The sequence below is a fragment of the Sphingopyxis sp. QXT-31 genome (assembly GCF_001984035.1).
Classification (GTDB): Bacteria; Pseudomonadota; Alphaproteobacteria; order Sphingomonadales; family Sphingomonadaceae; genus Sphingopyxis.
Genome location: NZ_CP019449.1, coordinates 3,653,570 through 3,667,887 on the forward strand (window position 1 = coordinate 3,653,570; position 14,318 = coordinate 3,667,887).

Sequence of the window (14,318 nt, forward strand, 5' to 3'; positions counted from 1 at the left end):
ATCCGCTTCGCGGACGCTCCCCCTCCCCATGGCTTCGCCACAGGGAGGATTTTGCGCATCATTGACGGCTTGCTTACCATTTTTGGCTAGGCGGGAGGCGTGACGCATATGCCAAAAATGACGGTGCCCGCGGGCGCCGAGCAAGCCGCGGAATCCCCGGCGAAATCGGTCGCGCGCCCGCGTTCGGCGGTCAGCAACGGGGTCGGCATCGTCGGGCTGATTGGACTCTTCTCCTATCTGCTGATCGCGCGCTACGCGCCCGAGATCGCGGGTTTCCTCGGCATCGACTGGGGCAATCACGGGCCGCTCTCGGGGCCCAATTCGGCGATCGCGAGCGTGCTCGCCTGTGCGATCCCGATGGTGCTGTGGTCGGTCTTCGTCGACAAGGTGCATCGCAACCCCTCGACCGGCATCGACTGGTCGCTGCGCCGGCCGTGGCGCGCGACGGTCGATATCAGCCTGACCAAGCTCGCGGGCCTCTGGACGACCTGGGGCATGATCGCGCTGACCTATGCGCTGATGCGCTATTATTGGGAGGGCAATTACGCTTTCTCGATGGACCTGCTCGAGCGCGTCGCGCCGTGGCTGCTGCTGATCTCGGTGCCCTATATGCTGTGGCTCGATCGCCGCATGATCGAGCCGCGCGACGGCTGCTACCAGTTCGGGCGCTGGCTGATCGCGCCCGGCCAGCCCGTCGACGGCCGCGCGATCGGCCATCATTTCCGCGCCTGGGGCGTGAAGGGCTTTTTCACGGCCTTCATGCTGTCGATCGTGCCCGGCAATTTCTCGGCGCTGGTGACGGTGTCGATGAGCGAGGTGCTCGCGAATCCCTACATGACCGGGCTGTGGGCGATCAACCTGCTCTATCTGGTGGACGTCCATATCGCGACGGTCGGCTATATCCTGACGCTGAAGCCGCTCGATTCGCACATCCGCACCGCGAATCCCTATGGCATGGCCTGGGTCGCGGCGCTGGTCTGCTACCCGCCCTTCATCCTGATGAACGGCGGCCCGCTCGACTATCAGGTCAACGGGTCCGACTGGGGCTATTGGCTCGAGGGCCATGACACGGTGATGGTCATATGGGCGGTCGCCCTGGTATCGCTGACCGCGATCTACAGCTGGGCGACGATGGCGTTCGGCATCCGCTTCTCGAACCTCACGCACCGCGGCGTGCTGACCCACGGGCCGTATAAATATACGCGCCACCCGGCCTATCTCTCGAAGAATTTGAGCTGGTGGATCGGCGCGATGCCCTTCCTCGCGACCAGCGGCGGCTGGGTCGAGGGGGTGCGCAACACGGTGCTGCTGGGGTTGGTCAGCGGGGTCTATTACTGGCGCGCCAAGACCGAGGAGAAGCACCTCCTCGCCGATCCCGCCTATCAGGCCTATTGGAACTGGGCGCAGGAGAATGCGCCGGTGCCGCGCTTCTTTGCCAAGCTGAGCGGGCGCAAGCGGCCGTTGATCCGGCTGGAACCCGACGAGCGGATCGGGCCGGTCGCGTAAGCACAAAATCCTCCCCGCTTGCGGGGAGGGGAACCGCCGAAGGCGGTGGAGGGGGCGGGCATCCTTGCGGCAACGCCGCTTGAGGACGCGAGCCCCCTCCGTCAGCCGCTACGCGGCTGCCACCTCCCCACAAGTGGGGAGGATGGACCTTGTCAGAACTTCACGCTCGCCTCGGCGCCCCAGATGCGGGGTTCGTTGACGTAGCTGGTGAGGTTGTTGAAATCGATGCCGCCGGTCGCCGACTTGTCGCCGGTGATGTTGCGGACGAAGGCCGCGACGTCGAAGCGGTCGGTCTTGTAGCCGACGCGCAGCCCGCCCTCGAGCAGCTTGTCGTCCGAGAATTCGACCGAGCGATAGAGGAAGAACTGCACCTTCGAGCGGTAATACCAGTCGGTGAAGGCATAGACGGCGCCGTCGCCGACCGGGATTTCGTAACCCGCGGTCCAGTTCACCGTCCACTTCGGCGACTGCGGCAGCTGGTTGCCGTCGATCGAGAAGATGCCGGGGCTGCCGGGGCGCTGCGGGTCGAGCACGGTGCACGGCGTCGCCGAGCCGCAGCCCGCGACGAAAGCGCCCGCATCGTCGATCTCGGCGACGTTCCACGCGCCGCCGACCGAGAAGGTGAGGCGGGGGGCGGGTGCCGCCTGCAGCTCGGCTTCGACGCCATGGCCCTTGGCATCGACGTTGAGCAGGCTCGCGACGTTGGCGGTCCCGCCGACCGCGGTCAGCTGCAGGTCCTTGGTGTCGAAATAATAGCCGGTCAGGTTGAAACGGACCTTGTCGTTCAGGAAGGCGGTCTTGATGCCCGCCTCGTACGAGATCGTCTCTTCCTGGTCGGCGGTCGAGATCACGCGCGAAAAGGTCAGGCGGCCCTGCACCGACGGCGCGCGATAGCCGCGTGCGACGCGGGCGTAGATGGTGACCGCGTCCGACGCTTCATAGGTCGCGCTGGCGTCCCAGGTCAGGAGCTTGCCCTTGACGGTGGCGGCCTGCGGCGGGACCGGGGTGTTCGGGCTCACGACGAAGGGCGGGCGCGTTTCGACCGGACGCGCGGCGACGAAATCGCGCGTGTCGTGGTTGTAGCGCGCGCCGGCCTGGAGCTTCAGGCCATTGTCGAACGCGTAATTGACCGAGCCGAAGATGCCATAGGCTTCGCTGTCCTGGCGCTGCACCGCGATCGCCGACGGGGTGGCATCGGTCGGGCCGCCGAATTCGAAGCTGGTGATGTCGAGGCCTTCGTCGAAATAGAAGACGCCGAACTGGTAGCCGAGGCCGGTCGAATTGTTCGACGCCACGCGGATTTCCTGCGTGAACTGGTCGAGGCTGGGGACATTGTCCTGGCTCTGCGCCTGGAACGGGATCAGGCCGGGGCCCGACACCGGCAGGAACACCGCACCGAAGCCGCCGTCGATGTCGCCGCGGCTCTTGAAATTGCCGTTCCAATAGGAGGTGATCGAATAGAGCGTCACCGGCCCGAAATCATATTCGAGGTTCAGCCCGGCGTTATAGGTGTTGAGCTTCTGGAAGTTGATGCCGTCCTGATAGACCTTGTCGCGCTCGAATTCGGTGCCCGCGCCGCCGAGACCGACGAGGTCGTTGCTGCCCGGGATCTGCGTGTTGGCGCGGAAGATGATCGCCGAGCCGTCGTAGACGCGGACCTGGCCGACCGCGCGCGCGGTGAAGGGGCCGCTTTCATATTGCAGCTGGAGGCGCGCGGCGATGTCGTCGTAACCGCCGAGGTCCTTCTTCGCCGGGGTCGCGACATTGTCGACCCAGTCATTGCGGTGCTGGAACAGGGTCGAGAGGCGGACCGAGAAGCCATTGTCGTCGGCGGCGCCAGCGGCAACCTCGACCTGGCTGGTGCCGTAGCGGCCGTAGCTGACCTTGGCATAGCCGCCGGTCTTGCCGGGCTTGACGGTGTCGAACTTGACGATGCCCGCGGGGGTGTTGCGGCCGAAGAGCGTGCCCTGCGGCCCGCGGAGGACCTCGACGCGGTCGAGGTCGAAGATCGGGAAGCCCTTCAGGATCGGGTTTTCGAGCACGACATCGTCATAGACGAGGCTGACCGGCTGCGAGGCGTTGAGGTCGAAGTCGGTGTTGCCGAGGCCGCGGATATAGAAGCGCGGGAAGGAGCGGCCGTAGGAGCTCTCGATGTTGAGGCTGGGCACGCGGCCGGCGAGCGCGCGGATGTCGGAGCCGGTCGAGGTGATCGCGCCGAGCGTGTCGCCCGATAGGACTGAGACGGCGACGGGGACGTCCTGCAGGCTTTCCTCGCGGCGCTGCGCGGTGACGATGATGTCGGTGAGACCGCTGTCGTCGGCAACGGGGGCGGTGTCCTGCGCGACGGCGGGCACGGCGAAGCCGGTGGCGGCGAGAACGAGAGCTATAGCGGTAGCGGAAGGAAAGTGGCGCATGGGCAAGCTTCCTGAAACAGAGAGGGAGAGTGGGAGAGCGGATAAACCAGCCGCCCTTTGACTCCGCGCGCGCGCGTTATCAATCGCCGAACGACGCCGCGCTGACGTTCGTGTCAGCAGTGTTGCCGAATTGCTGCAGTTTGTGACAGCCGGGGGCTGCCTTTAGAAGCTAAGCTCGTCGTAGATTTTCGACAGGTCGTGGTGCCACGGGCCCTCGTAGCGGTCCAGCAGGTCGTGCGCGGGCGCCTTGCCGCTCTTGGCGATGCGGCGCAGCGGTTCGAGGAAGCCGACCTCGTTGTCGCCCATCGAATTGACCTCGCCGCGCGCCGCGAGCCCCTGTGCGGCGATGTCGAGCACGCGGTGCGCGAGCTGCCCGACGGTGCCGCCGCCCGGCGCCGGCGCGTCGAGGCCTTCGCTGGGGACCGCGTCGCGCAGCGCCTGCTGCTCCTCGATGCTCCAGCCCTTGACGAGATCCCAGGCGGCGTCGAGCGCGCCCTGGTCATAGAGCAGCCCGACCCACAGCGCCGGGAGCGCGCAGATGCGGTTCCACGGTCCGCCGTCGGCGCCGCGCATTTCGAGGAAGCTCTTCAAACGCACCTCGGGGAAGGCGGTCGAGAGATGGTCGTTCCAGTCGCTGAGGCGCGGCAGTTCGCCGGGGAGGACCGAGAGCTCGCCCTTCATGAAATCGCGGAAGCTGAGTCCCGCAGCGTCGATATATTTCCCGTCGCGGAAGACGAAATACATCGGCACGTCGAGCATATAGTCGACATAGCGATCATAGCCGAAGCCCTCTTCGAACACGAAGGGCAGCATGCCGGTGCGCGCGGGGTCGGTGTCGGTCCAGATATGGCTGCGGTACGACATATAGCCGTTGGGCTTGCCCTCGGTGAAGGGCGACGAGGCGAAGAGCGCGGTGGCGAGCGGCTGGAGCGCCAGCGAAACGCGGAACTTCTGCACCATGTCGGCCTCGGACGAATAATCGAGGTTGGTCTGGATGGTGCAGGTGCGCAGCATCATATCGAGCCCCATGGTGCCGACGCGCGGCATATGCTCGAGCATGATCTTGTAGCGGCCCTTGGGCATGATCGGCAGCTCGGCGCGGGTCTTGTCGGGCCACATGCCGACCCCCAGGAAGCCGAGTCCGAGCTCGGCGCCGACTTCCTTGACCTGCTTCAGATGGCGCCCGGTTTCGGCGCAGGTCTGATGGAGATTTTCGAGCGGCGCGCCCGACAGTTCCAATTGCCCCGCGGGTTCGAGGCTGACGGTGCCGTCGCTGCCCGCGAGCGCGATGACTTTCCCGCCCTCGATCACCGGTTCCCAGCCGAAGCGGGTGAGCGCCATGAGCAGGTCGTGGATGCCGCCGGGCTCGTCATAGGAGGGCGCGCGGTGGTCGGCGGTGCGATAGACGAATTTCTCGTGCTCGGTGCCGATGCGCCAGCGGTCCTTGGGCTTCTCGCCCTTGATCATGGGGGCCGCGAGCTGGTCGCGGTTTTCGACGATGGGATCGTTGCTGTCGGAGGCGGTGCGCGTGCTCATAGCGCGCCATCTAGACTATCCGGTACAGAATGCAATTGGGGCTATTCCACCATCGCGCGGAGGTTGATCGTGAAGCTCGATCCGGGTGCCATGCTGCCTTTGGGATTGATGCGGATGTGCGTGACATTGGGGTCGACGCCGTCGGCGTGGGCGACCGGGGTGTAGGTGAAGCTGGCGCCATTGTTGTTCGAGAAGCTGAGGTCGTCGCTCGTGCTCGCGAGACTGGTGAAGCTGTAGGTGAGGCCGCTCGATCCCGCGGCAAAGGCGAGCGGGCCGGGGCCGGGGGCGTAGGTGCCGACGAACAGCGCGAGGTTCGCGGGGAGCGCGTCGGTGACGATCACGCTGTTGCTCGTCGCCTGCGTACCCGCGGGGGCGGTGACGGTCAGGCTGTAGGTCGCGAAGCCGCCGGGGATGAGCTTGGGGTTGGTGGTGCCGTTCTGCGGGTCGCTGTACGCGGCCGAAGTCTTGGCGATCGTCAGGGGCAGGACATAGGCGTTGGTGTAGGTACAGGTCGTCGCGGTCGTGCTGCCCTGGATCGTCAGCGTGCGCCCGGTCGCGCCGCTCGCGAGCGGGCTGCCGCCGGTGCATTCGACGCTGGCGTTGTAGAGCGCGGCGACCGCGCCGCCGCCATATGTCTCTGCGGGCAGCGTCACGACATCGCCCGCGCGGACGTTGACATAGCTGCCGGTGGTCGCGGTCGGCGCGGTCGAACTAAAGGTCGGATTGGCGGTGCCCCCGCTCGTCGTGGCGCTTGCGGTGTGGCCGGTCGTCGCGCCTCTCCACGCCTTGGCGAGGCGCAGCTGCTGGGCGATGCGGCTGTTGGTAAAGGTGCAGACGATCGCGGTGTCCGCGGGGTTTACTGTCAGCACGCTGCCCGCGAGCGCGGTGGCATTGCCGGTGCAGGCGAGCGCCTGGCTATAATTGCCGCCGCTGCCCGCGGTGAAGGTTTCGGTCAGCGTGGCGGCTTCGGCGGCGTAGACGGTGACCGCTGCATTGGTGTCGGTCTCGTTAGCGCTGTTCGCGACCGAGGCGAGGCTCGCGTTGTTGATCAGCCCCGTGGTCGCGACGGTCACCGCGTTGGTGGTCAAGGCATTGACCCAGGTCTTGCGCACCACGAGCGTCGCCGACTTGCGGGCGTTGGTCCACGTGCAGGTGAGCGAGGTGCCGCTGGGCATCGTCACGGTGCGGCTGAGCCCGGTGCCCGCGGTCGTCACGACGGCATTGTCGCTGTTGCGGCGGCATTCGAGGCTGCTTGTGTAATTGGCCGCGGCGCCCGTGGTGAACGCCTCGGTCAGCGTGAGCGTCGATCCCGCGACGGCCACCGCGGTGGCGTTGGTCGTCGTGCCGCCGACGGTCGAGCTGCCCGCGGTGGGGACGAGCCCGCCGCTGATCGCCAGGCTGACCGCGTCGTTCGCGATGCCGTTCGTCCACGCCTTGGTCAGCACGACGGGCGAGTCGTTGTCGGTGATCGTGTACGTGGCGGCGGTGATCGGGGTGCCGCCGCAGCTCGACGTGCTCGACACGGTGTAGCCGGTGCCGGTGTTCAGCGCGATCTGGATCGTCTCGCTGCTTTCGGTCGCGGTGTCGTCGATCACCGCGATGCCGAGCGGCACGGTGGTGTTCTGATAGGTCCCCGCGGGGATGGTGACGGTGAAGCTCGCCGCGCCGTTCGGCGTCGTATAGTCGGTGCCGCGCGTCGCGGTGCCGCCGGTGATGCTGACGTTGACCGTGCGCGCCGAGAAGAGCGTGCCGCTGATCCGCAGCGCGGGGATGTTCGCCGAGGGGATCGATTCGACCCCCGAACCGGTCGCCGCCGACAGCTCGACAAAGGGGTTGAGGCTGATGCGGATGTCGTCGAGGAAATTGCCGAAGCTGCCCGCGTCGGTGGTGATGAACTGGACGCGCTGGACCCCCGACGCACCCGTATAGGTCGTGGTGCCGGAATTGACGTTCCAGACATTGTTGATCGTCGAGGCCTGAGTGGCGAGAAGCTGGAGCTGTGTGCCGCTGCTGTTTGCGATCTGGAAGCGTGCGGTCTGGGTGGCCGGGCCGCCGGCGCGGGCGCGGTGGGCAAAGGTCCAGCCGATCGTCTCGCCATTGACCATGCAGATATTCTGATAGAGTGCGCCGGGAACATTGGCGTTCATTTCGGCAAAGACCGCGCCGTCATAGGCGGGGACCGCGTTGAAGCCGCCGTCCCACAATTCGACCTCGCCCGAGACCGAGTTCCAGCCCGACACCTCGCCGTTCGAATAGATTTCGTAATTGGCCGCGCCGGCGCCCTGCGGGTCGTTCGCCTCGAACGAGGGATTGACGATGACGCGCTGGGCGTGCGCGGTGCCCGTCAGCGCGAGCGCCGCGGCGAGCAGCGCGGGCAGGAAATGCGCGCGGGCGGCCATCTCAGTTGACCGTGGCGGTAAAGGCGATCGCCATCGCCGCGGCCGGCGCGAGGCTGGCGGTGTTCGCGGTCACATTGGTGCCGACAAAGGCCGCGCCGAAGGGGTCGCTCTCGTCGGCACCCGTCGCATTGTCGTCCTCGACCGTCGTCGCGCCGGCGCAGCTGGTGCCGCTGCGCAGCGAGGCGGGGGTGTAGGTCATCGTCGCGGGGATCGCGTCGTTGATCGCGACGCTCGTCGCGGTGGCGCTTCCGGTGTTGGTGACGAGCAGGCAATAGCGGATCACCGCGCCCGGGATCGCCTTCGGGTTGGTTGTGCCGTTCGTCGGGTCGCTGACGATGCTGCTCGTCTTGGCGAAGACAAGGTTGGTCGTCGGGCGGCAGAAGACGATGTCGTGGATCGCGATCGCCTGCTGCCCCGGGTCGGTCGGCGCGGTCGAGTGGTTGCCGTAGTTGATGACGATCGTGTCGACGGGCGACGAAAAGGTGACGACGACATTGCCGTTCGCGCTGGTGTCGGCGGCGACGACGTCGCCATACGCGCTGTTGCCCACGACATAATTGCTGACGCCGTTGGTCAGCGTCGGGGTGACGCTGGCGCCATTGTAGCTGCCGGTCACGGTCACGCGGTCGGCGAACTGGTTCGCGTTATAATCGATGTCGAACAGGCGGAACTGCGCGCCCGGAACCGCGGTCGGCAAGGTGATCGTGCTGGTGACGCTACCCGATTGGCTGGTCATGTCGACCAGCTCGAAGATCGAATATTGCGCGGGCGAAAAGCCGCCGGTCACGACATTCTGCCTCGTCGGCGACTGGCCGCCATAGGTCGCGTTGCTCAAAAAGCTGCCGCCGCTGATCGCGATGGCGAAGTTCATCGTGCCGATATTGGCGAGCGCATAGCTGCCGCTGGTCGTCCCCGCCGACCAGCTGATGCTGTCCCAGTCGTGCGTCGTCGTGCCCGCGCTGCAGACAAGCGTCGGCGGCGTACCCGCGGTGCGGCTGCCCGCGACGGTGAAGCTGACGCTGTCATAATCGTCTTCGCCGATCGCGCCGTTGTTCGGGGTCGAATCGCTGTCGGTGATCGAGGACGCCGTAATCTCGGCGCTGTTGACGATCGTCGCGCCCGAGGTGGCATTGACAGTGCCGCTGATGGTCAGCGTGCGCGTCGTTCCCGCGGGAACGCTGCCGACGGTCCAGACGCCCGTGCCGCTGTTGTAGCTGCCGAAACCCGAGGCGCTGGCAAAGGTGAAGCCCGCGGGCAAAATGTCCTCGACCGTCACCCCTGTCGCACTCTGCGGCGAGCCGCTCGCGTTTGTGACGCTCAGGGTGTAGCTGATCGTCGCACCGTTGTTCGGCGACGCGTTGCTCACCGCCTTGGTCAGCGACAGGTCGGCATAATTGGCGGGCAGGCTGGTGATGTAAAGGTCGGCGCGGGTGAAGCTGCCATTGTCGGCCTGCGGATATTGGTCGCAGATCTCCAGCCGCCAGGTGCCCTGCGCATTCTGGCCGTTGAACGCCGAGAGCGCGGCGTTGGGGGCGAACTGGTTCTGATACGGCGGCGCGCTGGTCGAATGGTTCGCGGTGTTGCCGTCGGTGTTGACCGTGCTCGCCGCGGCGTCGTCGAGCCGGACGTTGAAATTGTCGCCCGAGATATTGTTCGTGTCGCCATCGACGAGCTGGACGCGCGTGCCCGCGGGCGACTGCAACGTGATGCGCAGGTCCCCGCGCCAGCTGTGCGTCGCGAGCACGCCGAGATCGACGTCGCCGACGAGATAGCTCGTAGACACGGTGAAATTGCGCACCAGCGGCGCGGTGCAGGTCGTGCCGTTGTTGATCGTGCCCGTGGTGCTGTTGCTGTAGGTCGTTATGGTCTGCGCGCGCGCGGGGGTTGCAACGGCGGCGAACGCCAGCAGGACGAGCGCCATCAGCGCCCGCCACAGCTGCGTTTGCCGGGCCCCACCCCGGCAATCTCGGCTCTGGTCCCGCCGTTGCATCGCGCCGCTATGGCGCGTTTGTGGCTAACATCGGGTTAAGGATGGTGAATTCGGGCCGTAACTGTGTCGGATGGGGACAGAACGACGCGATGGGTTCGGCGGGTTTTGGGCGTTTATGGACGAACCGCCCTATAAAGCCCGTTCGTGTCGAGCGAAGTCGAGACACGCGTGGGAAGCGCCACCCTTGACGTGTCTCGACTTCGCTCGACACGAACGGAAATAGGTGAATGTCTTAAATCCACCCCAAAACCGTCCCCGCAATCCTATCCGGCCCAATCGCCATAGGCCGCCATCCACAGCGCTGTCGCGGCGATCGCGGCGGTTTCGGCGCGCAGGATGCGGGGGCCGAGCGCCATGCGCCTTACCGCGGGCGCGGCGAGGAGCAGGTCGCGTTCGCGGTCGGTGAAGCCGCCCTCGGGACCGGTCAGGATTGCGGCGGGCGCGGGGGCGGCGAGCGCGGCCATCGGCACGCCGCCCGCCTCGTCGGCGAAGAGCAAAGCGCGATCTGCCGGCCAGGTCTTGAGCAGCGCGGGGAGCTTGACCGGTTCGGCGAGGTCGGGAAGCGCGGTGCGGCCGCATTGCTCGCACGCCTCGACGATCTGCGCGCGCAAGCGCTCTTCCTTGACGCGCTCGACGATCGTGCGCTCGGTGATCACCGGCTGCAGCCGCGCGACGCCGAGCTCGGTCGCCTTTTCGATGATCCAGTCGAGCCGCGCTTTCTTGACCGGCGCGAAGCACAGCCAGAGGTCGGGCACCAGCTCAAGCGGACGCATCTGCCGCTCGATCGTCACGGTCAGCGCGCGCTTCGCGGCATCGGCGACGATGCCAAGCCATTCGCCGCTGCGATTGTCGCAGAGTAACAGCGGGTCGCCCGCCTTGGCGCGCATGACGTTGAGCAGATAATGCGCCGCGCCGCCGTCGATCACCGCGTTGACGCCCGCTGCGAGCGGGGTTTCGACGAACAGACGCGGGGTGCTGGCGGGCGGCCAGGCAGGAACGGCAGGCATAGCGCCGCGATAGCAGACGCAGGAAATTTGCACATCCCGCGCCGCGATTTCGCGATTCTGTCTCATGCCGGGTCAGAATAGGGCCTTTGGCTCCGGCGCGGCTGCGCCCGATTAGCGTTTTGGTAAGCAATCCCGCCCTAGGTGCAGGTTACCTGCCGTGCGTCCGTTGGGGCGAACTGCGCGGCCAAGAGGGGTTTGTGACCATGCGAGGGACCTCGTTCCGCGATATCTGGCGCGCCATTCGCAGCTTTGCGCGCGACCAGCGCGGCAATGCGATGATGCTGACCGCTGCCGCGGTGGTGCCGATCATCGGGATCGTCGGGTCGGCCGTCGATATCGGCCGCGCCTATATGGCCGAGGCCCGGCTGCAGCAGGCGTGCGACGCGGGCGTGCTGGCGGGGCGCCGCGCGATGACGGGGACGACCTACAGCAGCGCGGCGCAGGCCGAAGCGAACAAGATGTTCAACTTCAACTATCCTTCCGACACCTATGGCAGCACGAACGTCGTCTTCACCTCGGCGGCGCAGGGCGCGTCGAACGTCAACGGCACCGCGACCGCGCGCCTGCCGACCGCGCTGATGCAAATCTTCAATTTCACCCAGTTCAACCTGTCGGTGGCGTGTACCGCAAAGCTCGAAATCTCGAACACCGACGTGATGATGGTGCTCGACGTCACCGGCTCGATGACCACGGTCAATTCGGGCGATACCGTCAACCGCATGGACGCGCTCAAGGACGCGACCATGGACTTCTTCGATACGCTGACCAATGCCGAAACCGGCGACGGCCGGCTCCGCTTCGGCGTCGTTCCCTACAGTTCGTCGGCGAACGTCGGGGCGATCCTCAACGCGAAGAACCCGGCGTGGCTGCGCAATTCGGTGCTCCTGCCCTCGCGGACGCCGATCTACCGCGTGACCTGGGGCAATGCGTCGACCACGACGGGGCCGAGCAACGACGGCACGACCACCTATGGCAATTGGAGCAACGTCGACACGATCAGCGGTAAGAACGCGACCACCTGTCCCGCAACCGAACCGCCGGCGGATACCACCCCGACGACGTCGGGGACGCCGTCGACCAACCAGACCGGTCAATATGTCGACGGCGACGGCAACCGCATCACGACGTACAACAACAGCCAGACCTACACCTATTACAACTACCGCTATTATTGGGACACCAGCGGCAGCAACAACCGCTGCCGCCAGCAGCGCCGCGTCGCGACCTTCACGCGGACCTCGACGTCGACGACGACCGAGACGCCCGTCCAGACCTTCGACAATAAATATCGCTACGAGAACCGCACGTTCGACGTCAGCGCGGTAAAGAACGGCACTACCGCGATCGTCACCGACACCGGCGATTCGGGGGCGAATGTCAGCTATACCTGGGGCGGCTGCGTCATGGAGCGCGAGACCGAGCCCTTTGCCGCGAACCAGACGGCGCCGTCGGACGCGCTCGACATGGACATCGATTCGGCGCCGACCAGCGACGATGCGACCAAGTGGCAGATATTGATCCCCGAGATCGCCTTCCCGCGCGCCAGCGGGCCGGGCAATACGCCGTCGAACACGACGACCGCGATCCAGGTGAACAGCAGCAACGTGTCGGCCGACACCACCACCAACGGCAGCTGGCAGCGTTATTCGAAATATTGGTCGAACGGCTGGGGCGTGTGCCCGGCGCCGGCGATGAAGCTGACCACGATGACCAAGAACGACCGCGCGACGTTCAACACCTACGTCCAGTCGCTCCAGGCGGTCGGAGGCACCTATCATGATTCGGGCATGGTATGGGGCGCGCGCCTGCTGTCGCCCGACGGCATGTTCGCCGACGAAAATTCGACGGCGCCGAACGGCCGCCCGATCAGCCGCCACATCGTCTTCATGACCGACGGCGACATGTCGGCGAACATGGGGAACCTGGGTTTCCAGGGCTATGAGTGGACGATGAATCGCGTCGGCGGTACGAGCGACAGCGACCTCACCTCGCGCCACAACAACCGCTTCCTGCAATTGTGCGAAAAGGCGAAGGCGAAGAACATCACTGTCTGGGTGGTCGGTTTCGGCGTGACGCTGAACAACCAGCTCACGACCTGCGCGACCGCGGGCAAGGCGTTCCAGGCGAACAACGCCGCGCAGCTCAACGACCAGTTTCAGGCGATCGCGCGGCAAATTTCTAAGCTGAGGCTCTCGCAATGACCCGGTTCCAACGCTCCGCACGCGCGCTTCGCCGCGACAATCGCGCCACCGCGGTGACCGAATTCGCGCTGACCGCACCGCTGTTCCTGCTCGTCCTGATGGGAATCTTCGACTATTCGTGGCAGATGTACGGGAAGCAGGTGCTGTCGGGCGCGGTGGCGAAAGTCGCCCGCGCCTCGACGCTGGAAGGGAATGCCAGCAGCCAGACCGCCCTCGACGCCGGGGTGCGGACACAGGTGCAAAAGGTGTTCAAGGGCGCGACCGTGACCTTCACACGCAAGGCCTATGACAGCTACGACGAAATCGGCGACCCCGAAAATTACACCGATTCGAACAGCAACGGCCGCTACGACAAGGGTGAATGTTTTCAGGACAGCAACGGCAACGGCAGCTGGGACACCGATCGCGGCCAGACGGGAAATGGCGGCGCCGAGGACGTCGTCGTCTACACCGCCAGCATGCAGGTCACCCGCGTGCTGCCAGTGTGGAGGATGCTCGGCCAGACCCAGAACAAGACGATCACGGCGAGCACGGTGCTGCGCAACCAGCCCTATAACGCCGCGACGTCGGTCAACACGGTGATCTGCACATGACCACCCAGCTTCCTCGCCGCCTTCGCCTGGCGATCGCCCGCGCAGCGCGCGTCGCCCGCGACGTCCGCGCGACGGTCATCATCGAAATGGCGTTCGCCATCCCCTTCCTCGTGCTCGTGGGCTTTGCGGGGCTCGAGATCGCCAATCTGACGCTGACCAATACGCGGATCAGCCAGATCGGGCTCAGCGCCGCCGACAATGCGTCCCGTATCGCCTTCGGCAACAATCTGTCGCTGCCGCGCGTGCGCGAGATCGACATCAATCAGGTTTTCACCGGGGTGGAGGAACAGGCGAAGGGCCTGAATTTCCAGACCCGTGGCAAGATCATCTTGTCGAGCCTCGAGCGCAATCCCGACGGCGGCCAGTGGATCAAGTGGCAACGCTGCTACGGCAATCTGGCGGTCAGTTCGAGCTATGGCACGCAGGGCCAGGGCGCGACGGGCACCGCGATCGCCGGCATGGGCCCCGCCGGGCGCCAGGTTGCGGCATCGACCGGCACCGCGGTGATGTTCGTCGAGATTGTCTATGACTATCAGCCTTTGCTCTATGGCAAATGGCTGGGTTCGAAGCGCATCCGGTCCACCGCGGCGTTCAATATCCGCGAGGCGCGCGACCTGACACAGGTGTATAATCCGTCGCCGTCGGTGACGGCGTCGACCTGCAGCTGATCTG

9 protein-coding genes are annotated in these 14,318 nt (G+C 65.9%); 4 read left to right on the forward strand and 5 right to left on the reverse strand.

The window, feature by feature from the left end; all coding sequences use genetic code 11:
- Positions 1–117: 117 nt before the first annotated feature.
- Positions 118–1,506: a methyltransferase family protein gene (locus BWQ93_RS17590; RefSeq protein ID WP_077031623.1), complete on the forward strand. Its 1,389-nt coding sequence runs from the start codon at positions 118–120 to the stop codon at positions 1,504–1,506.
- A gap of 152 nt (positions 1,507–1,658) precedes the next feature.
- On the opposite strand, the gene BWQ93_RS17595 is transcribed toward BWQ93_RS17590, so the two are convergent.
- From BWQ93_RS17595 to BWQ93_RS17615, 5 genes are all read right to left on the reverse strand, one after another.
- Positions 1,659–3,920: a TonB-dependent receptor gene (locus tag BWQ93_RS17595; RefSeq protein ID WP_077031624.1), complete on the reverse strand. Its 2,262-nt coding sequence runs from the start codon at positions 3,918–3,920 to the stop codon at positions 1,659–1,661.
- 162 nt (positions 3,921–4,082) lie between these two features.
- The gene (locus BWQ93_RS17600) at positions 4,083–5,456 is read right to left on the reverse strand and encodes a glutamate--cysteine ligase (RefSeq protein ID WP_077031625.1); all 1,374 of its coding nucleotides are present in this window, start codon (positions 5,454–5,456) and stop codon (positions 4,083–4,085) included.
- 41 nt (positions 5,457–5,497) lie between these two features.
- On the reverse strand, positions 5,498–7,855 hold the full coding sequence (locus tag BWQ93_RS17605) for a beta strand repeat-containing protein (protein ID WP_077031626.1): 2,358 nt from the start codon (positions 7,853–7,855) through the stop codon (positions 5,498–5,500).
- Between the two features lies 1 nt (position 7,856).
- Positions 7,857–9,776 carry a proprotein convertase P-domain-containing protein gene (locus tag BWQ93_RS17610; protein WP_077031627.1) on the reverse strand — a complete coding sequence of 640 codons (1,920 nt, stop codon included), beginning with the start codon at positions 9,774–9,776 and terminating at the stop codon, positions 7,857–7,859.
- Between the two features lie 332 nt (positions 9,777–10,108).
- Positions 10,109–10,852: a 16S rRNA (uracil(1498)-N(3))-methyltransferase gene (locus BWQ93_RS17615; RefSeq protein WP_077031628.1), complete on the reverse strand. Its 744-nt coding sequence runs from the start codon at positions 10,850–10,852 to the stop codon at positions 10,109–10,111.
- 203 nt (positions 10,853–11,055) lie between these two features.
- On the opposite strand from BWQ93_RS17615, the gene BWQ93_RS17620 reads away from it, so the two are divergent.
- From BWQ93_RS17620 to BWQ93_RS17630, 3 genes are read left to right on the forward strand one after another with little or no spacing between them, the layout of a single operon-like run.
- Positions 11,056–13,053 carry a TadE/TadG family type IV pilus assembly protein gene (locus BWQ93_RS17620; protein WP_077031629.1) on the forward strand — a complete coding sequence of 666 codons (1,998 nt, stop codon included), beginning with the start codon at positions 11,056–11,058 and terminating at the stop codon, positions 13,051–13,053.
- Positions 13,050–13,646 (forward strand): TadE/TadG family type IV pilus assembly protein, encoded by a 597-nt coding sequence (locus tag BWQ93_RS17625; protein ID WP_077031630.1) that lies wholly within the window; start codon positions 13,050–13,052, stop codon positions 13,644–13,646. The genes BWQ93_RS17620 and BWQ93_RS17625 overlap by 4 nt, the downstream gene beginning before the upstream one ends.
- Positions 13,643–14,314, forward strand: coding sequence for a TadE/TadG family type IV pilus assembly protein (locus BWQ93_RS17630; protein WP_077031631.1), 672 nt, complete (start codon positions 13,643–13,645; stop codon positions 14,312–14,314). The genes BWQ93_RS17625 and BWQ93_RS17630 overlap by 4 nt, the downstream gene beginning before the upstream one ends.
- The last annotated feature ends 4 nt before the right edge of the window (positions 14,315–14,318 follow it).

Excerpts from the sequence above, each read along its gene's own strand:
- BWQ93_RS17610 (WP_077031627.1), bottom strand. The coding sequence starts at position 9,776 with ATGGCGCTCGTCCTGCTGGCGTTCGCCGCCGTTGCAACCCCCGCGCGC.
- BWQ93_RS17595 (WP_077031624.1), bottom strand. The coding sequence starts at position 3,920 with ATGCGCCACTTTCCTTCCGCTACCGCTATAGCTCTCGTTCTCGCCGCC.
- BWQ93_RS17615 (WP_077031628.1), bottom strand. The coding sequence starts at position 10,852 with ATGCCTGCCGTTCCTGCCTGGCCGCCCGCCAGCACCCCGCGTCTGTTC.
- BWQ93_RS17605 (WP_077031626.1), bottom strand. The coding sequence starts at position 7,855 with ATGGCCGCCCGCGCGCATTTCCTGCCCGCGCTGCTCGCCGCGGCGCTC.
- BWQ93_RS17590 (WP_077031623.1), top strand. The coding sequence starts at position 118 with ATGACGGTGCCCGCGGGCGCCGAGCAAGCCGCGGAATCCCCGGCGAAA.
- BWQ93_RS17625 (WP_077031630.1), top strand. The coding sequence starts at position 13,050 with ATGACCCGGTTCCAACGCTCCGCACGCGCGCTTCGCCGCGACAATCGC.
- BWQ93_RS17620 (WP_077031629.1), top strand. The coding sequence starts at position 11,056 with ATGCGAGGGACCTCGTTCCGCGATATCTGGCGCGCCATTCGCAGCTTT.
- BWQ93_RS17600 (WP_077031625.1), bottom strand. The coding sequence starts at position 5,456 with ATGAGCACGCGCACCGCCTCCGACAGCAACGATCCCATCGTCGAAAAC.
- BWQ93_RS17630 (WP_077031631.1), top strand. The coding sequence starts at position 13,643 with ATGACCACCCAGCTTCCTCGCCGCCTTCGCCTGGCGATCGCCCGCGCA.